The 16,585-nt window shown below is 69.8% G+C and carries 21 protein-coding genes; 16 read left to right on the top strand and 5 right to left on the bottom strand.

Translation table 11 applies throughout. From position 1 onward, the window contains the following. Positions 1-14: 14 nt before the first annotated feature. On the bottom strand, positions 15-602 hold the full coding sequence (locus LIV37_RS20705; RefSeq protein ID WP_020869070.1) for a TetR/AcrR family transcriptional regulator: 588 nt from the start codon (positions 600-602) through the stop codon (positions 15-17). Positions 603-722: 120 nt separating this feature from the next. On the opposite strand from LIV37_RS20705, the gene LIV37_RS20700 reads away from it, so the two are divergent. The 7 genes from LIV37_RS20700 (at position 723) to LIV37_RS20670 (ending at position 6,350) form a co-directional block, all read left to right on the top strand. Then, a complete protein-coding gene (locus tag LIV37_RS20700; RefSeq protein ID WP_020869069.1) occupies positions 723-1,850 on the top strand; it encodes a saccharopine dehydrogenase NADP-binding domain-containing protein in 1,128 nt (375 codons plus the stop codon). A 10-nt stretch (positions 1,851-1,860) separates the two neighbouring features. Continuing rightward, a complete protein-coding gene (locus LIV37_RS20695; protein ID WP_121824691.1) occupies positions 1,861-2,712 on the top strand; it encodes an IS481 family transposase in 852 nt (283 codons plus the stop codon). Between the two features lie 56 nt (positions 2,713-2,768). After that, the gene (locus LIV37_RS20690) at positions 2,769-4,019 is read left to right on the top strand and encodes a helix-turn-helix domain-containing protein (protein ID WP_121824692.1); all 1,251 of its coding nucleotides are present in this window, start codon (positions 2,769-2,771) and stop codon (positions 4,017-4,019) included. A gap of 568 nt (positions 4,020-4,587) precedes the next feature. After that, complete coding sequence (locus LIV37_RS20685; protein ID WP_020869066.1) at positions 4,588-4,764, top strand: hypothetical protein; 177 nt, start codon at positions 4,588-4,590, stop codon at positions 4,762-4,764. Beyond that, entirely contained in the window at positions 4,761-4,904 is a 144-nt protein-coding gene (locus tag LIV37_RS20680) for a hypothetical protein (RefSeq protein WP_167525803.1), read from the top strand. The genes LIV37_RS20685 and LIV37_RS20680 overlap by 4 nt, the downstream gene beginning before the upstream one ends. Positions 4,905-5,202: 298 nt before the next feature. Then, positions 5,203-5,649, top strand: coding sequence for a glycine-rich domain-containing protein (locus LIV37_RS20675; protein ID WP_020869064.1), 447 nt, complete (start codon positions 5,203-5,205; stop codon positions 5,647-5,649). Next, positions 5,646-6,350: a class I SAM-dependent methyltransferase gene (locus LIV37_RS20670; RefSeq protein ID WP_020869063.1), complete on the top strand. Its 705-nt coding sequence runs from the start codon at positions 5,646-5,648 to the stop codon at positions 6,348-6,350. The genes LIV37_RS20675 and LIV37_RS20670 overlap by 4 nt, the downstream gene beginning before the upstream one ends. A 60-nt stretch (positions 6,351-6,410) precedes the next feature. Here LIV37_RS20670 and LIV37_RS20665 read toward each other — a convergent pair whose 3' ends face one another. Together LIV37_RS20665 and LIV37_RS20660 are read right to left on the bottom strand one after the other, a co-directional pair. Continuing rightward, positions 6,411-7,466, bottom strand: coding sequence for a hypothetical protein (locus LIV37_RS20665; RefSeq protein ID WP_020869062.1), 1,056 nt, complete (start codon positions 7,464-7,466; stop codon positions 6,411-6,413). A gap of 152 nt (positions 7,467-7,618) precedes the next feature. Then, positions 7,619-8,089 carry an ArsI/CadI family heavy metal resistance metalloenzyme gene (locus tag LIV37_RS20660; protein ID WP_020869061.1) on the bottom strand — a complete coding sequence of 157 codons (471 nt, stop codon included), beginning with the start codon at positions 8,087-8,089 and terminating at the stop codon, positions 7,619-7,621. An 80-nt stretch (positions 8,090-8,169) separates the two neighbouring features. Here LIV37_RS20660 and LIV37_RS20655 point away from each other — a divergent pair, with 80 nt between their 5' ends. From LIV37_RS20655 to LIV37_RS20645, 3 genes are read left to right on the top strand one after another with little or no spacing between them, the layout of a single operon-like run. Continuing rightward, positions 8,170-8,571 carry an ArsR/SmtB family transcription factor gene (locus LIV37_RS20655; protein ID WP_121824693.1) on the top strand — a complete coding sequence of 134 codons (402 nt, stop codon included), beginning with the start codon at positions 8,170-8,172 and terminating at the stop codon, positions 8,569-8,571. Next, on the top strand, positions 8,571-9,695 hold the full coding sequence (gene arsB, locus LIV37_RS20650) for an ACR3 family arsenite efflux transporter (protein ID WP_020869059.1): 1,125 nt from the start codon (positions 8,571-8,573) through the stop codon (positions 9,693-9,695). Before LIV37_RS20655 ends, arsB begins: the two co-directional genes overlap by 1 nt. Next, positions 9,688-10,134 carry an arsenate reductase ArsC gene (locus LIV37_RS20645; RefSeq protein ID WP_020869058.1) on the top strand — a complete coding sequence of 149 codons (447 nt, stop codon included), beginning with the start codon at positions 9,688-9,690 and terminating at the stop codon, positions 10,132-10,134. Before arsB ends, LIV37_RS20645 begins: the two co-directional genes overlap by 8 nt. 180 nt (positions 10,135-10,314) lie before the next feature. Here the strand turns inward: LIV37_RS20645 and LIV37_RS20640 are convergent, their stop codons facing one another. Continuing rightward, positions 10,315-11,181: an alpha/beta fold hydrolase gene (locus LIV37_RS20640; protein ID WP_020869056.1), complete on the bottom strand. Its 867-nt coding sequence runs from the start codon at positions 11,179-11,181 to the stop codon at positions 10,315-10,317. A 103-nt stretch (positions 11,182-11,284) separates the two neighbouring features. Between LIV37_RS20640 and LIV37_RS20635 the strand changes: the two genes are divergently transcribed. After that, a complete protein-coding gene (locus tag LIV37_RS20635; RefSeq protein ID WP_020869055.1) occupies positions 11,285-11,764 on the top strand; it encodes a CGNR zinc finger domain-containing protein in 480 nt (159 codons plus the stop codon). Between the two features lie 172 nt (positions 11,765-11,936). Here the strand turns inward: LIV37_RS20635 and LIV37_RS20630 are convergent, their stop codons facing one another. Continuing rightward, positions 11,937-12,722 (bottom strand): MBL fold metallo-hydrolase, encoded by a 786-nt coding sequence (locus LIV37_RS20630; RefSeq protein ID WP_243146192.1) that lies wholly within the window; start codon positions 12,720-12,722, stop codon positions 11,937-11,939. 91 nt (positions 12,723-12,813) lie between these two features. Here LIV37_RS20630 and LIV37_RS20625 point away from each other — a divergent pair, with 91 nt between their 5' ends. From LIV37_RS20625 to LIV37_RS20605, 5 genes are all read left to right on the top strand, one after another. Beyond that, on the top strand, positions 12,814-13,410 hold the full coding sequence (locus LIV37_RS20625; protein WP_121824695.1) for a CGNR zinc finger domain-containing protein: 597 nt from the start codon (positions 12,814-12,816) through the stop codon (positions 13,408-13,410). 334 nt (positions 13,411-13,744) lie between these two features. Then, on the top strand, positions 13,745-14,407 hold the full coding sequence (locus LIV37_RS20620; protein ID WP_243146193.1) for a TetR/AcrR family transcriptional regulator: 663 nt from the start codon (positions 13,745-13,747) through the stop codon (positions 14,405-14,407). Between the two features lie 86 nt (positions 14,408-14,493). Continuing rightward, on the top strand, positions 14,494-15,195 hold the full coding sequence (locus LIV37_RS20615; protein ID WP_121824697.1) for a DUF3159 domain-containing protein: 702 nt from the start codon (positions 14,494-14,496) through the stop codon (positions 15,193-15,195). A 69-nt stretch (positions 15,196-15,264) separates the two neighbouring features. Further along, positions 15,265-15,990 carry a GOLPH3/VPS74 family protein gene (locus LIV37_RS20610; protein WP_020869050.1) on the top strand — a complete coding sequence of 242 codons (726 nt, stop codon included), beginning with the start codon at positions 15,265-15,267 and terminating at the stop codon, positions 15,988-15,990. Between the two features lie 8 nt (positions 15,991-15,998). Further along, positions 15,999-16,583 carry a condensation domain-containing protein gene (locus LIV37_RS20605; protein WP_254807108.1) on the top strand — a complete coding sequence of 195 codons (585 nt, stop codon included), beginning with the start codon at positions 15,999-16,001 and terminating at the stop codon, positions 16,581-16,583. Positions 16,584-16,585 lie beyond the last annotated feature (2 nt).

The following is a 16,585-nucleotide window of genomic DNA, read 5'->3' as shown; positions in this document are numbered from 1 at the left end:
AGGTAGTGGAGTTCTCACTCGGAGCGACTGGTGTCGATGTCTGCGGTGAGCGTTTCCCGGAGCGACGCGGCAACTGCGTCGAGGCAGGTTGCGAAGTCCTTCTGACCGTGCGCGTCAGTCCAGCGGTCGAAGGCGTTCTGGGATGCGATGGTGGCGATCTGCGCCACCAGTTTCGCACTGTCGTCGTCGATGTCTCGCTGCAGGAGTGCGTCCTGGATCGCGCTGGTGACCGCGGCGAGCTTGGTGCGCTCCCGTTCCTGGAGCTCCGGACTGGAGGCGATCACGGCGCGGCGTTCGGCGGTGCGGTCGATGTGTTCGATGAGGGTGGTGCCGACCCGGGCGAGGGCCTGAAGGGTTGCCGATAGCGGGGAGCCGGTCCGGGGGGCGTCGAGGACTGCCTCGCGGATTGCGGCGGGCAGCCGTTCCGAGCCGGCGAACAGAACTTCGCGCTTGTCGGGGAAGTAGCGGAAGTACGAGCGGCGGGTGATCCCGGCCCGCTCGGCGATCTGCGTCACGGTCACGTTGTCGTATCCGTGCTCCGTGTAGAGCTCAAGCGCCGCTTGCGTGAGGCGCTCCGCGGTTCCGGGATCCCATCTGGCCATAGTCGGACGATAACAAGTGATGTCCCAGTGTGTCATCAGTGCTAGGCTGAGTGATGACACAGTGAGACATCATTGTGGGGTCGGACGACCCCTGCATTCCAGAACGACAGGAGCAACCCCATGACTGACACCACACAGAGCGCACGCTCCGGAGAAATCTGGATCCTCGGCGCCAGCGGACGCATCGGAGCGGCCGTCACCGCGCACCTCGCCGCACAAGGACTCAAGCCTGTTCTGGTCGGACGCGAAAGCGGCGGCGACCGGCTGCGCAAGACCGCTGCAGACCTCGGCACGCATGCCGTCATCGCCGACGGCGTCGACGGCATCGCTGCCGAGATCACCCGGCAGCGACCTGCTGTGGTCTTCAACGGAATCGGCAACTACGCCGAGACAGCCCCGACCCTCGCCCGCGCCTGCATGCCTGGCGGCCACTACCTCGACCTGGCCGCAGACCTGACAGCCGCCCCCCGTCTGCTCGACCTGCATCAGGAAGCCGAACGGGCCGGCAGCACGCTGGTGACCGGCTCCGGCTTCGGTGTGCTGGCCACCGAGGCCGTCGTGATCAAGCTGTGCGAGGACCGCCCGACCCCCGCCGCCGTACACGTCGACGCCCTGGCCTCCGTGTCCCTCAACGCCGGAGTCGTCGGCGTCGCCTTCGCCGCCTCGATGATCGACATGCTGACCACCGGCGGGCGCCGCTACACCGGCGGACGCATGGTCACCGCACGCCTCGGCGCCGATCTCCAAAACCTCACCCTCCCCGACGGGCAACAGGCGAAGTCCGCGAGTGCTCCCACCGCCGAGCTCCTCGCTGCCCACCGGGCCAGCAATGCGCCGTCCGTCACGGTGACCACCGGGATGGCCCCCACTTCGCCCGTGCTGCGGGCCGTGGCCCCACTGGCTGGAAAGCTGCTGTCCATCGAACCGCTACGACGCTTCGCCCTTGATCAGATGGCCAAGGCCAAGATGAAGGACACCCCGCGCCCGCGTCAGCACTCCTGGGGGCACGCGGTCGTCACCTGGCCTGACGGCATCCGCCGAGAGGGCTGGCTGCGCGCCGACGACGGTATGGACTACACCGCCTCGGTGGCAGCCGCCGTGGCCGCCAAACTCGCCTGCGGCGAGGGCCAGTCGGGCGCCTACACACCCGGCGCTCTGTTCGGTGCCAGCCTCGCCGAACAGGCAGGCGGACAGTTCTGCCTCCCCCACGAGACACCTCCCGCCCAGAGCGGGACGGTCATCGACTGACGAGGTGCCCGTGTCTCACCCCAACGCGCGGTTGACCGTCCACGGCAGACGCCTCCTCATCGACCGAGTCCGTGCGGGCAGGCCCGTGGCCCACGTCGCCGACGAAATGGGCATCTCCCGCACCACCGCCCACAAGTGGGTCCGCCGCTGGCGAGCCGAAGGCGACGCGGGGCTGTACGACCGCTCCAGCCGTCCTCTGTCGACACCACACCGCACCCCCACCGAAGTCGAGAATCGCATCTGCGAGCTGCGGCGCGAGCGCAAGCTCGGCCCCGCACACATCGGCCCGATCCTGGAAATGCCCGTCTCAACGGTCCATCGCGACGGCGGCGGACACCGGATCATGCCCCGTCAGCAGGCCAGCAGCAACCGGCAGGCCACAACCGACGTCCGCAAGGGCGGCAGCCCCGTAATCGGCTACAGCTTCGTCCACACAGCCATCGACGACCACTCCCGACTGGCCTACAGCGAGGTCCTGGCCGACGAACGCAAAGAGACCGCCTCCGCGTTCTGGCAGCGCGCGAATGCCTTTTTCACCGCGCACGGCATCACCGTCGAGCGCGTCCTCACCGACAACGGCTCGTGCTACAGGTCCCAGCTGTTCTCCCGGCCCCTCAGCGCCGCCGGGATCGCCCACAAACGCACGCGCCCCTATCGCCCGCAGACGAACGGCAAGGCAGAGCGACTGAATCGCACCCTGCTCGACGAGTGGGCATACGTACGCCCGTACTCCGGCAGCGCCGAACGCGCCGAAGCCCTGGCGGACTTCCTGCACACCTATAACTACCACCGGTGCCACACCGCACTCGATGGTCAACCACCTATCAGCCGCGTCAACAACGCTTGTGGTCAATACAACTAGGCAACGGCCCTGCCCATACCCTGGCAGTGACGAGCTGGACAGAGAGGGGCAAGGCCATGTCATCTGACGCTACCCCGGACCCGCTTGACCATCCGCTGGTGTTCGGCCAGCGGATGCAAGTCCTCCGTACCCGCCGGGGTATGAGCCGTACCGTCCTCGCCGGTCTCCTCGGCAAGTCCCCGAGTTGGGTGAAGCGGGTCGAGAACGGCACTCTCCACACCCCCGCACTCCCCATGATCCTGCGCGTCGCCGAGGTGCTGCGCGTCCGCGACCTCTCCGAGCTCACCGGCGACCAGACCATGCCCGTCGACCTCTTCATCGGCCCCGGTCACGCCAAGCTGCCCGCGGTACGAGCCGCGATCGAAGCGTTCCCCTTCACCGCCGACCGCGAAGCGCCGTCGCCCGCGCACCTGAGCGCACGTCTCCGAAGTGCCTGGTCCGCCCGACACTCCGCACCCAACCACCGCGAAGTGATCGGCGGCCTGCTGCCGGCCCTCATCCGGGATGCGCAACTCGCCGTACGCCAGGCCGACCGCGCCCCCGAACGGCGGGCAGCTCAAGCGGTCCTCGCCGAGGTCTACAGCCTCAGCCAGTTCTTCATCGCCTACCAGCCCGACCCCGCGCTCCTCTGGCGCGTTGCCGAACGCGGCACGGTCGCGGCCCAGGAGAGCGAGGACCCGCACGCCATCGGCATGGCGGCATGGCTCGCCGCCCAGGCCCACCGCGACAGCGGTCCCGCCCACTACGACGCGGCCGACGCGGTCACCATGGAGACGCTGCGCTACCTCACCCCACTACTGCCGGACGCGCCGGACAACGTACGCGCGATCGCCGGCGCCCTGCGGTTCGAGGCCGGATACACCGCGGCCCGCCGCGGTGACACCGGCGCCGCCTGGGGCTACTGGGACACCGCCCGCGAGATGGCCGAGCGGTTGCCTGCCAACTACTACCACCCCATGACGTCGTTCTCCCGAGGCATCATGGGCGCGCACGCGGTCACGATCGCCGTCGAGTCGCACGCGGGCGGGGAGTCCGTACGGCAGGCCGCGAAGTCGGACGCCAGGACGATCCCGTCACGGCCGAGGCGAGCCCGGCACCGGATCGAGGAGGCGCGCGGCTACCACCTGGACGGGCAGCCGGAGACCGCGCTGGCGACGCTGGACAAGGCGTACGAGGCCGCGCCGGAGACGATCCGCTACAACGGCTACGCGCGCCGGATCATCTTGGAGGAGACCGAGTCGAAGTCTCCGGTGCATCGCCGTCGCGCTGCCGAACTGGCAGTGAAGATCGGCGTATTGGCTGCCTGAACCGGCGTTCGAGGGGCAGAACCTCTGCCCCTCCTCCGTCCCCGGCGCCCTTACGGTCGGTCAGCACCTGATCACCGATGACGCCGGGGGAGCCCGTGCCAACCAGCAGCCGTAAAGCAGGGCGATGGACACCGCCGTGCGGGGACAACGTAGAGATGGTCGAGGTCGGCTCCCACTGGGATGCCGTGCGCGCTCCAGTGGAGATCGGTGAGCGAGCGCTGGAGTTACTCGGCGGGGCGACTGGCGCCGTCATCGCCGACTACGCACAGATGTACTGGCTGATCGTGTCGGGAGGCGCCCAGTATTGGCGGCGCCTCCCGCAGGTGCAGGCGCTCGGTGCGGCCTCGACCTCGTACATCGGCGTTCCCCCCATCGGCCACACCACCGGGCCGGTACTGCACCGGCGCGTCCCGCTCGGGCCCGACTGCTACCTCCCGACAGCCCCCTGTTACGTGGGGCCTTGGCCCAGGTGGTCGCCGCCGAGTTCGGCCCTGCCCGGGAGGCCGGCCGGTGACGACCACTTACGACCGCGGCCCCGCACCCCTCGTCTTCGGGAAGAGCTGATGGCATGACCGCGAGGATTCTGCCGGGCCCGGCCGCCGCGAACGAGTGGCGCGCGGCCCTGGAGCATGCCGCCGGTTGCCCGGCCTGCCGGGCGCCCGGCGCCAGGTTCGAGACGGGGGAGTGGCTGCTCACCGCGTACGAGGAGGCTGCTCGGCACGCCCGGTCAGGGGAGGGCGAATGAGGTACCGACGTCAAACCCCGGCCGAACGGGCAGTGCTGAACGTCTTCCGTGCCACCCGGCCGGGCCCACCGCTCAGCTCGATCCCCGCGCTGCTGGTGCTCGCGGTCGGCCTCCGCGTCGTCGAGGACCCCACCCGATAGACCGGGTGGGCCGTCGGCGGCCCGGGGATCCCCCGCCCCGGGCTGGGCTTCGCGCGCCGGCGGCCCGCCCTCCAAGACCCCCCTGCCGGTCGACATACCGAGACGCGGCCACGGACAAGGCAGGGGCAGCGGGACCCGGCCGGTCGGACCACCGGACGGGCCCCACCCGGCAAGACCAGACCAGACCACCCGACGTAGGAGGCAATATGACCGTCACCGCAGAACGGCCGCTCGGCACCGCGACCGACCCAGGTCGCTCCTCAGCGCCGCTGTCCTCGATCGGCCGGCGACACGCATCGTGAAGGATCACGACGTCGCGCTGCCGCTCGCCGAGCGGATCGCCGCCCAGACCGCGGCGTTCCTCGCCGCCTGTGCCAACAACACCGGCCGGCCGTTAACGCCCAGCAAGGCCGTCGACATCGGCTGGCACACCTTCCTCCTCCACACCCGCGACTACGCCGACTTCTGCCAACGCATTGCGGGACACTTCATCCACCACGTCCCCACGAACCCGGCGGAGGGCGAGTACGGCACAGCCGCGGCGGCCCGGCAGCGCACCCTCGACGCCATCGCGGCCGCCGGGTACGCGTCGGACGCCGACCTCTGGCCCGAGGCGGCCGACTGCAGCCAATGCCACGCGGGCTGCTCCGACAGCCCCAACAGTGGCAAGAGCCGACGTAAGCACGTCGTCGGCCGCCCGGCACCGCCGCCGGGCGGCCGGCCCACAGGAACGGAGGGCGCATGACGGAGACCGCCTGGGACACCTACGCGCAACAGAAGCCCCAGCGGCGGCCCGTGAACGCCGCCGGGGAGACGGCGTGGTTCAACTGGACGCAGTACCCCGACCACGGCCCCGGTGCCGAGATCCTCGGTGTAAGCCGCGGGTCGTCGGTGCTGGAGCTCGGCTGCGGGAAGGGCGGCAACCTCGCACACGTCACAACACTCGGCGTGCGGGCCGTAGGGGTGGACCTGTCCCTGGCCCAGCTCAGGGCCGCCAGGGCCCGATGGACTGACGCCGTTGAGTTCGAACTGCACCAGGGAGGCGCCGTCGACTTCCTGGCTCACTGCACGGACACCTTCGACGCGGTGTTCTCCGTCTTCGGCGCGGTGTGGTTCACCGACCCTGCCCGATTACTGCCGGCGATTCGTGAGCGCCTCCGTCCCGGCGGCGTGCTCGCTTTCTCCCAGGGCCCGCCTGTCGAGGGCTGCTACGGCTGCCAGGCGTCGTACATCACCAGGTCCGAGGACGAGGATCCGCTGGTGGTGAAGCGCTGGGACTACGAACCACCGGACTGGACGCAGATCCTGCGCCACCACGGGTTCACCGGAGCGACCGCACGGCTGTTGCCCCCGCCGGTCGGCCCCCGGAAGATCGGCACCCTGTTGGTCCGCGCCACGAGGGGCGCTGTGACTCGGACGGGCGCGCGGAGGGGTGGGGCCCAGTGAGCGGAGGGGCGGGGCCCAGTGAGTCGGGTCCCGCCCTTCTGCGTCATCGTGGTGGGCGGCTCACTCGGGGTCCTTGATGTCGTCGCCCGGCAGGAGCTGCTGCGTGGGGGGCGGGTCGATGGTTCCGGTGGGGTTGGTGCAGCCGGGGACGCTGCCTTCGGGGGCGCAGTTGTCCGGGATGTTGTCGATGACCTTGGTGTTGGTGAGCGTGACCTGACCGGCCTGGTTGTCGATGCCGCCGCCGGCGGTGATCGCCGTGTTACGGGTGATCAGGCTGTCGACCAGTGTGGCGGTGGCGGTGCCGAAGGTGGTGGAGAGGTTTGAGAGGCCCGCGCCTCTCACGGCGATGTTGTCCCTGAGGGTGGTCGACTTCAGGTTCAGGGTGGAGGAGTTCACGTTGCGGATGCCGCCACCCTCAATGCCGGTGTTGCCCCGGACCGATACCGACTCCAGGGACGCGGTGCCCAGTTGGTTCTCAAAACCGCCACCGTTGCTGGTGACGGCCCGGTTCTTGAGCAGGGAGCCGCCCTTCATCGTCGTCGTGCCGTTACCGGTGTTGAGGACTCCGCCGCCGAAGCTGGCCGCGCGGTTGCGCTCGAAGGTGGTGCGCTCCAGGTTGAGCTGCCCACCGTCGTTGGAGACGCCACCACCGGTGACCGCGAAATTGTCCTTGAAGACCGTGTCGTTCAGGTTCAGCGTGCCCTGCTCGTTCGCGGCTCCGCCGCCGAAGTTGCTGCTGAGGCCGCCGCTGACCGTGAGCGACTTCAGGGTGAGCGTGCCACCGGATACGACGTGGAAGACGCGGAAGCTTTCGGTGGCGTCCGGGTCGCGTCGGATGGTGGAGCCGTTGCCGGAGATGGTCACGTCCCCGGTGATTTCCGGAAGCCCGTCGTCGGGGTTGTCGGGTGTGGTCAGTGTGTAGGTGCAGTGGGACGCGAGGGTGATGCGGGCACCGCTGGTGTTGGCCTCGTTGACCGCGGCCACCAGGCCGGGGATGTCGTCGCACCCGACTCGGATGTCCTCGGCGGCACTGGCCGACCCGGCCGGCAGGACCGCCAGGGAGAGTCCCGCACCGACCGCGGCGGTCATGGCGCCGGACCGCAATATGTACTTCATCGCTACGCCTTCCTCAGCACTGGAGTGAAGCGGCGCATCACGGGCACCAGCGGCCATGCTGGGCAACCGGGATGGCAAGATGACGTTTCATTTGTAACTACAGGTGATCGCGCCCTCACCTGGTGTGCCGCCAAACGGGTCCGGGCCTTGCCTCAGTGTTCGCTGTGCGTCGCTGCCTTGAGGGCCTCCGTCGGGGCGGGCTCACCGGCGCAGCACGTGTCGGCGGTGCCGAGTGCCGCGCTCTTGCCCATCTGGCCGGCGTCGCCCTTGACGGCGTAGACCTCCCAGGGCTCCTTGCCGGGGCCGTGGACCCAGACCTTGTCCTGGAGGGCGTAGCAGCAGGAGGTGTCGTTCTCCTCGAAGGTGGCGAGGCCCGCGTCCTTGAGGCGGTCGGTGGCGGCGGTGACCTGCTCGGTGGAGGTGACCTCGACGCCGAGGTGGTCCAGCCGGGTCTCCTGTCCGGCTTCGCCTTCGATCAGGACGAGCTTCAGTGGCGGCTCGGTGATCGCGAAGTTGGCGTATCCGGGGCGGCGCTTGGCGGGCTCGACGCCGAAGAGCTTGGAGTAGAACGCAACCGAAGCGCCGAGGTCGGGCACGTTCAGGGCGAGCTGTACGCGGGACATGACGAGGTCTCCCAACGGGTTGTATCGATGCTCCTCGATGCAACATTGCGCCTTGGATCGAAAAACGTCAACATAGAAGAATGTCGAAACAAAAGCTTGCGGTGCTCGGCCAGGACGGCGTCGACGGCTGCTGCCCAGGACTGCTGACCGCCCCCCTGGACGAGGCACAGTCCATCGAGCTGGCGAAGGTGTTCAAGGCGCTGGGCGATCCGATCCGGCTGCGGCTGCTGTCGATGATCGCCTCCCGCGCCGGAGGCGAGGTGTGCGTCTGTGACCTCACCCCGGCCTTCGACCTGTCGCAGCCGACGATCTCCCATCACCTGAAGCTGCTGCGGCAGGCCGGGCTGATCGACTGCGAGCGCCGTGGCACGTGGGTGTACTACTGGCTGCTGCCGGAGATGACCGACCGGCTCGCCGGGATCCTCACCCGCCCCGCCGGGCGGTCTCTGCCCGAGCCCGCCGGGACGGCGGGGGACGCCTGATGGCCGCCGACCCCACGGCGGCGTCCCCGACCGCTCCGGTCGCCGCGCGTCTGTCGTTCGTGGATCGCTTCCTCGCGGTGTGGATCCTGCTGGCGATGGCGGCCGGACTCGGCCTGGGGCGGCTCGTCCCCGGCCTGGGCGCCGCCCTGGCGAAGGTGACCGTCACCGGCGTCTCCCTGCCCATCGCGCTGGGCCTGTTGGTGATGATGTATCCGGTGCTGGCCAAGGTCCGCTATGACCGCCTCGACACGGTCACCCGGGATCGGCGCCTTCTGATCCCCTCGCTCGTGCTGAACTGGGTCCTGGGCCCGGCGGTCATGTTCGCGCTCGCCTGGCTGCTCCTGCCGGACCTGCCGGAGTACCGGACGGGCCTGATCATCGTCGGCCTGGCCCGGTGTATCGCCATGGTCATCATCTGGAACGACCTGGCCTGCGGCGACCGCGAAGCGGCCGCCGTCCTCGTCGCCCTGAATTCCGTCTTCCAGGTGATCGCCTTCTCCGCGCTCGGCTGGTTCTACCTCACCGTGCTGCCCGGCCGGCTCGGCCTGGAACAGACCGATCTCGATATCAGCGTGTGGGAGATCGCCCGCAGCGTGCTGATCTTCCTCGGCGTCCCCCTGGTGGCAGGCTTCCTCACCCGGCGCCTCGGCGAGAGGGCCGGGGGCCGTGCCTGGTACGAGACGAAGCTCATCCCGCGCGTCGGCCCGTTCGCCCTGTACGGGCTGCTGTTCACGATCGTCGTCCTGTTCGCCCTCCAAGGCGACGCGATCACCTCACAGCCGATGGACGTGGCACGGATCGCGCTCCCGCTGCTGGTCTACTTCGCCGTGATGTGGGCCGGGTCCATGGCACTGGGCAAGGCCGTGGGCCTGGACTATCCGCGCTCCACGACATTGGCGTTCACCGCCGCGGGCAACAACTTCGAACTCGCCATCGCCGTCGCCATCGCGACCTTCGGCGCCTCCTCCGGGCAGGCCCTGGCCGGAGTCGTCGGCCCGCTCATCGAGGTCCCCGTACTGATCGGCCTCGTCCACGTGGCCCTGGCCGCGCGCCGCTACTTCCCTCAGCCCACCGCCATGACCACTGAGCACGCGCCCGCCCAGGAAGGTGCCGCCCGTGTCTGACTCCCAGGGCCCCGAGAACCCTCAGCACCCCGAGAAGCCGTCCGTGCTGTTCGTCTGCGTCCACAACGCGGGCCGTTCCCAGATGGCCGCCGCCTTTCTCACCCACCTCGCGGGCGACCGCATCGAAGTCCGCTCGGCCGGTTCGGCGCCCGCCGGGCACGTCAACCCCGCCGTGGTGGAAGCCATGGCGGAAGTCGGCATCGACATCGCGGCGGAGATCCCGAAGGTGCTGACCGCCGAAGCCGTGCGGGCCTCGGACGTGGTCATCACCATGGGCTGCGGCGACGCCTGCCCCTACTTCCCCGGCAAGACCTACCTGGACTGGAAGCTCGACGACCCGGCCGGGCGGGGTGTCGCCGCGGTGCGGCCGATCCGTGACGAGATCGGGGCCCGCGTGCACGGCCTCGTCGGCGAACTCACCGCTGGAGGCCGCGGGTGACCCCGCACGCCGAGACGATCCGCAGCACCGGTCTGACGGCCGGGCACGCGGATGAGGTCCTGGCGATCCACCAGCTCGGCATCGACGAAGGAAGGCGTATGGCGTGACGTCGTCCTCATCGAGCGTCGGAGTGCGCGGATTTCCTGATCTGGAGCCGGAAGATCAGTCACGGGACATCGCTCAGCCCAGCACCCGTCCGAGGAAGCCGCGCAGGTAGCCCGCGACGACGTCCAGGTGACTCTCCAGCAGGAAGTGGCCGCCGTTGATCAGGTGTATCTCGGCGTCCTTGGCGTCGCGGGCGAAGGCTCGCGCGCCGGCCGGGCCGAAGATTTCGTCGTTGCGGCCCCACACGGCGAGCACCGGGACCTCGCTGGTGCGCAGGAACTCGTGTAGCAGCGGGTACAGCGGGCGGTTGTTCTGGTAGTCGCGGAACAGCGCCAGCTGGACCTCGTCATTGCCCTCGCGGGAGACGAGGGCGAAGTCGTGCTCCCAGGTGTCCGGGCTGACCAGGCTCGGGTCGGGCACGCCGTGTACGTACTGCCACCGGATGGCGTCGATGCCCAGCGCGGCGCGGACGGCGGGTTCGGTGGCGGGGCCGGGGTCCGCTCCGTAAGCCCAGACGTCGGTCCAGAACGACTCGACGAAACCGTCCTCGTAGCCGTTGCCGTTCTGGGTGACGAGGGCGGAGATCCGTTCGGGGTGCCTGAGCGCGAGACGCCATCCGATGGGGGCGCCGTAGTCCTGGACGTAGAGGGCGTAGCGGTCCAGGCCCAGTTGGTCGAGCAGTCCGGAGGTGATTTCGGCGAGGGCGTCGAAGGTGTAGGTGAACTCCCCTACGAGGGGGGCGGCGGAGTGGCCGAAGCCGAGGTGATCCGGCGCGATGACGTGGTAGTCGTCGGCCAGCGCCGGGATGAGTTCGCGGAACATGAACGAGCTGGTCGGGTAACCGTGCAGCAGGACGATCGCGGGGGCGTCGGCGGGGCCCGCTTCGCGGTAGAAGATCTCGTGGCCGCCGACGGTGGCGGTCCGGTGGTGCACCGAGCTCATTGTAACCCCTTTAACTGCTCGATCCGGTTAGTTCCTCGCCATGCAAGCACGAGCTGAGCTAACCTGTCAAAGGATTCAGTCTGGTTAGATGGGGTGACGCCCGATGAACGAGCTGCTGGACCTGCTCAACAGCAGGCCACTGGTCAACGGCGAGGAACAGGACGCGCTCGGCGACCCGGTCGGAGGCAGGCGCTGGGCACGGGAGCGCGGCGGCGAGGGCAGCCTCGCGGAACTGGCGCTGCTGCGCGAGGCGCGGGACGCCCTGCAGGGCGTAGTGCGCGGAGAAAGCTCGCCCGCCGCGTTGAGCCCGCTGCTCGAAGGGGTCCACCAGATCCCGGAGATCACTTCGGATGGTCTTCAGTGGACAGTCAAGGCTCCCCCGCACGCCCGGCTGGCCGTCGAGGCGGTCCTTGCCTGGGCCGCCACCGAGCGGCAACTGCCCGGCCGGCTGCGGCCCTGCGCCAACGACCAGTGCCAGCTGTTCCTGCTCGACCGCAGCCGCGCCAACCGGGCGCGCTGGTGCTCGATGGCTGTCTGCGGCAACCGCGAAAAAGCGCGCCGCCACTACGAGCGCACCCGCTGACCCGGCCCCCACGCGCCAACACGCGTCGCCGGAAATCGGTGTGAATCGCTGATCGACCCATGCCCGCTGCCCGTGGAGGCGTGGGCTTCGCTGCCGGACGGCTCGGGCTCGTCGGCCTCGGCGGCTCGGGCCCGTCGGCCTCAGCGGCTCGGGCCGTCGTCGCCCCGGCGGCTCAGGCCCGTCGGCCCCAGTCCAGGCGGTCGGCCAGGCCGGCGGCGGTGAAGGCGGCCTCGAGTTCGTCGTGGCCCTCGGTGAAGTGGGCCCAGCTGTCGTAGTGGACCGGAACGACGCGGCGGGCGCCGAGGATCTGGGTGGCCCCTGCGGCCTGGGCGCTGTCCAGGACGATCAGCGCGCCGTCGAAGAGCATGGGGAAGCGGGGGGCTCCGGCGAAGAGGATGGCGGTGTCCACCGGGGCGAAGCGCTCGGCGATCCGCTCGACCGCGTCGAGCGAGGCGTTGTCGCCGCTGACGTAGACCGTGGGCAGGCCCTCCCCGGTGAGGATGAAGCCGACGACCTGACCGGTGACCGGTTCGACCTCCTCGCGGGCCCCGGGTCCATGGATGGCGGGCACGCCGGTCACCGTCACGGTGCCGCCGTCGGGACGGTGCAGTTCGATGGACTCCCAGTCGGCCAGGCCCTTGGCCTTCTCCCCGAGGCGTTGTCCGCCGCCGGGGGTGGTGAGGGTGAGCGGCACGTCGGCGAGCAGGGCCCGGCCGGAGGTGTCGAGGTTGTCGGGGTGTTCGTCGTGCGAGAGGAGGACCACGTCGATGGGGCCGAGGCCGGCGGGGGCGGTGGTGGCGGGGGCGGTCTTGGTCAGGGTGCGGCCGGGCGGCCCGTAGTCGCCGGGGCCGTCGAAGGTCGGGTCGGTCAGGAACCGCAGGCCGCCGTAGTCGAAAAGGGCGGTCGGGCCGCCGAGAGCCCGGACCGGGAACTGGCCGGTTGTGTGGAGAGCGGTCACGAGGAACAACACCTCACGGATGGATTCGATTGAACCGTGAGGTGACTGTAGGCACTTCTCACGGATACGCGCAAGCCATACCATGAGAGTCATGAAGGAGCCCGTAATGGAAGAACCGGCCCTGCCGCCCGCCACGGGCGAGAAAGAGCACCTCTCCCTCGCCCTCGCCAACAGCGCCATCGCCCTGGCCGGCGGGCATACGGTCGATCTCCTGGGGACTCCCGCGCAGGCCAACCGCTGGCTGACGGAGCGCGGCCTCGCCCCGGTCGACGCCGGGATGATGGAAATGTGCGCGGCGCAGGTGCGCTCGCTCCGCGAACAGATCAGGTCGCTGTTCGCCTCCCGTGCCGCGGGGCTCCCCGCCCTCCCCGCCGCTGTCGCGGCCATCAACGACGCGATGACCCGCGTCCCCACCGCCCCGCTCCTGCGATGGGATGACAAGGCCGGCCCCTACCGCACAACCCCCCACCCCACCACCGAGATCGTCGACCACGCTCTGGCAACCGTCGCCGCCGACGCCGCCGACCTCCTCACCGGCCCGGACGCCGAACGCCTCACCGCATGCGGCTCCACCCCCTGCAACCGCTACCTGCTCCGCCACGGCCGCCGCCACTGGTGCTCCACCCGCTGCGGCGACCGCGCCCGCGCCGCCCGCGCCTACGCCCGCCGCACCCGGTCCGGGGCGTGAGTCCCGGCGGCATCCCTCGCTGTCGGCGCCCCCTTGGCTGTCCGCGCCCCGGGTCCTGACCGGTCGTCGCTGACCGGAGGGGCCTTGTGGGGCTGTCCCTCCCGCGAGCCACACGCGGGTGACCGCCGCGTGGGGACGACTCCAGGACGCGAGATCCGTAGCGTCATCCGTAGCGTCTGAGTCGGCCATGACGATGACTTGGGGCTTGCCCACCGGCCCCAAGAAGCTCAGGTCGACGGCCGAACCGAGTGGCTTTGGGACCTCGCGTCTTGTCGGGAGCGTCACTTAGTGACATTCTGTCGTTCAGGGACGTTCGAGAGAGGGGGAGGTGCCCATGGCCACGACGCAGAAGCGCGACGGAGGGGGGATGAGTGAGCGGCGGCGTGCGCGATTGCGGCTGGAGATCTCGCGGGAGGCGGCGCGTCTGTTCTGGGAGCAGGGGGTGACCGCCACGAGCGGCGATCAGATCGCCGAGGCCGTGGGCCTGTCCACGCGCACCATCTGGCGGCACTTCCGCAGCAAGGAGAGCTGCGCCGAGCCGATCGTCATGCAGAGTGGCGTCACCCTGATGAGCGTGTTGCGCAGCTGGCCCCGGCAGAGCTCCCTCGAAGACCATCTGGCCACGGAACTGGCCAGATTCCGTCACGAGAAGCCGCCCGTCGACCTTGCCGACGAGATGCTCGGGATGAAGATGATCCGGCTCGCCGACACCGAACCGGCACTCCGCACGGCGTGGCTGATGGCCTGCGACCAGACGGAACGGCAGCTGTGCGCGATCATCGCCGACCGTCTAGAGCGCCCGGCCGGTGATCTGGAGGTGCGGCAGTACGCGGCGGCCGCCGCCGCGGTCGTACGGGTCCTCGATGAGCACATCGGCGCCGCCATCCTCGCCGGCGCGGACATCACGGAGTTCACCGACGTGGTGGCCGTCTCCCGGCGTTACGCCCAGGCGATCCGCTCGGCCACCGGCGGAGTCGTCGGCGACCCCGTCGCCTGAGTACGCGGACTGCCGGTAAGCGAGGGCCACGGCCCTTTTGCCGACGCAGCCGTACCGACCAATGCCTACCTGGTGAGTGATTTCGCATGACTGAACCTCAGCCCATACGCACCGCCGACCCGGCGCCCGGCTCGCACGGGCCAGGCAGGCCCCCGGGTGGCCGGGCGAAGCAGACACCGCTGGAGCAGATGGGCGGCACCACAGGCCTGGTCTACATGATGCTGCCGGTCGCGGCCTTCGTGCTCGCCAACGCCTCCTACGGGCTGACCGCCGCCATCTGCACCGCCGTCGGCGTCTCCCTGGCCATCTCCGCGCTGCGCCTGGTGCGCAAGGAGTCGATTCAGCCCGCGCTCTCCGGCCTGTTCGGCGTCGCCGTCGCCTCGTTCGTCGCCTGGAAGACGGGATCGGCCAAGGGCTTCTTCCTGACGGGCATCTGGGGCAACCTCGCACTCGGCGTGCTCTTCCTGCTCTCGGTCCTCGTACGCCGCCCGCTGGCCGGAATCGTCTGGGGCTCGCTCAACGGCACCGGCACCGCCTGGCTCAAGGACAAGCCCTCGCGCCACTACTACGACATCGCCACCCTCACCCTGGTGGCCGTCTTCGCCGCCCGGGTCGCCGTACAGCAGTGGCTCTACGAAAAGGACGCCACCGGCTGGCTCGCCTTCACCAAGATCGCGATGGGCTACCCCCTTCTCGCTCTGGCCTTCCTGGTCGTGCTGTGGGCGGGCCGCCGCTCGGGCAATCGGCTCACGGCCCTGGCCGGCCCGCGGCCCGCGCGATCGGCCTGACCGACGACCCCGGCTTGACCGACGACCCTGGCCCGACCGACGACCCCTTTTGGAGCCCTGAGGAGAGAAATGGACCAGTTCCCGCCCGAGAACCAGCCCCTGCCCCAGAACCAGTCCCTGCCCCAGAGCCAGTCAGTGCCCCAGAGCCAGTCCCTGCCCCAGAGCCTGTTCCTGCTCTGCTACACCGTGGACAAGGAGAAGTTCGAACTCACCAATCTCCAGGGCCGCGGCCAGTTGCTGCGCGCCGCGGCACTGACCGTGCTGACCATCGACGGGCTGCTCGGCGCCGCGGGAAAGAAGGTCGTCCGGCTGCCCGCCGAGCCGCCGAACGATCCCTTCTTGGCCGAGGTATGGCGCGACGTACCCGTAGAGAAGCCCAAGAGCTGGCTTTCGCTCGTCCACAACAAGGCGCACACCGCCGAAAAGCCCATCCGCGAGCAGCTTGCCGCGACGGGCGTGGTCACGGTCCGGCACGAGAGGCGGCTGGGGCTGCTCGCCGTCGACCGGGTCACCGTCAACGATCCGGAGCGGGTACGCGCCCTTCAGGGCAGGGTGCGCGACGCCGTGCTCCGCGGGCCCGATCCGGCAGCGGTCCCGATGGAGGAGCTGACCATGGCCGTGTTCGCGGCCGAGGTGGAGGTGACCAGTGTGTTCTCCGGTAAGGAACGCCGTGAGCACGAGCAGACGTTCAAGTCCCTCGCCGCACGTTTCGACGACGCCGTGCCCGGGCTGCGCAAGGCCCTGCGCGACTCGTACCTGTCGAGCAGGGCCGTCGGAGGCGGCTGGGGCACATGAGGACCGAGGTGACCACGAGTCAGGGTTGCGTCGTCCGACCGCTGGGTGCGTTCGAGCGGACCATTGACTTCTACACGCACCGCAATCCGATCCAGTTCTCCCTGGTCGCCGAGTTGGACCGACCGGTGTCGGCGAGCGGGTTGCCTTCGGCGCTGGCCACGCTCCAGGACCGGCATCCGTTGCTCGGGGTGGCGGTTGACCGCACCGCGCCCGAGGCCGTGTACCGGGTGTCCGAAGGCACGATCCCTCTTGAGACAGCCGCCGACGGCACTCCATGGCAAGCCATCGTCGCCGTCGAGCAGACGCGGCCGATCCCCCCGGCGCCGGGACCCCTGGTACGCGCGGTGCTCGTCCCACAGGAGCCGGGCTGCGCCATAGTGCTCACCTTCGCGCACCAGATCACCGACGGTGTCGGCGGTCTGCGGGCTCTGCTGGACCTGGTGGCGGCGACCCTGTGCGGTGAGGAGTTGACGCCGCCTGGCGACGTTCCACACGTACAGGACGTATCCACACGTACAGGAGGACCTCCTCGCCCACCTCGACGGAACGGCGGACGACGGCGACGCCGCGGCCGACACGCCTGTGGAGGGTGACG

The organism is Streptomyces rapamycinicus NRRL 5491 (genome assembly GCF_024298965.1).
Lineage (GTDB): Bacteria > Actinomycetota > Actinomycetes > Streptomycetales > Streptomycetaceae > Streptomyces > Streptomyces rapamycinicus.
This window is presented reverse-complemented; position numbering and strand designations above follow the sequence as displayed.

Coding starts and splice junctions, on each gene's coding strand:
- LIV37_RS20635 (WP_020869055.1), top strand. CDS start 11,285: ATGAACGAGCTGCTGGACCTGCTCAACAGCAGGCCACTGGTCAACGGC.
- LIV37_RS20705 (WP_020869070.1), bottom strand. CDS start 602: ATGGCCAGATGGGATCCCGGAACCGCGGAGCGCCTCACGCAAGCGGCG.
- arsB (WP_020869059.1), top strand. CDS start 8,571: ATGGCCGCCGACCCCACGGCGGCGTCCCCGACCGCTCCGGTCGCCGCG.
- LIV37_RS20670 (WP_020869063.1), top strand. CDS start 5,646: ATGACGGAGACCGCCTGGGACACCTACGCGCAACAGAAGCCCCAGCGG.
- LIV37_RS20640 (WP_020869056.1), bottom strand. CDS start 11,181: ATGAGCTCGGTGCACCACCGGACCGCCACCGTCGGCGGCCACGAGATC.
- LIV37_RS20625 (WP_121824695.1), top strand. CDS start 12,814: ATGAAGGAGCCCGTAATGGAAGAACCGGCCCTGCCGCCCGCCACGGGC.
- LIV37_RS20680 (WP_167525803.1), top strand. CDS start 4,761: ATGAGGTACCGACGTCAAACCCCGGCCGAACGGGCAGTGCTGAACGTC.
- LIV37_RS20700 (WP_020869069.1), top strand. CDS start 723: ATGACTGACACCACACAGAGCGCACGCTCCGGAGAAATCTGGATCCTC.
- LIV37_RS20685 (WP_020869066.1), top strand. CDS start 4,588: ATGACCGCGAGGATTCTGCCGGGCCCGGCCGCCGCGAACGAGTGGCGC.
- LIV37_RS20660 (WP_020869061.1), bottom strand. CDS start 8,089: ATGTCCCGCGTACAGCTCGCCCTGAACGTGCCCGACCTCGGCGCTTCG.
- LIV37_RS20665 (WP_020869062.1), bottom strand. CDS start 7,466: ATGAAGTACATATTGCGGTCCGGCGCCATGACCGCCGCGGTCGGTGCG.
- LIV37_RS20690 (WP_121824692.1), top strand. CDS start 2,769: ATGTCATCTGACGCTACCCCGGACCCGCTTGACCATCCGCTGGTGTTC.
- LIV37_RS20655 (WP_121824693.1), top strand. CDS start 8,170: ATGTCGAAACAAAAGCTTGCGGTGCTCGGCCAGGACGGCGTCGACGGC.
- LIV37_RS20610 (WP_020869050.1), top strand. CDS start 15,265: ATGGACCAGTTCCCGCCCGAGAACCAGCCCCTGCCCCAGAACCAGTCC.
- LIV37_RS20620 (WP_243146193.1), top strand. CDS start 13,745: ATGGCCACGACGCAGAAGCGCGACGGAGGGGGGATGAGTGAGCGGCGG.
- LIV37_RS20615 (WP_121824697.1), top strand. CDS start 14,494: ATGACTGAACCTCAGCCCATACGCACCGCCGACCCGGCGCCCGGCTCG.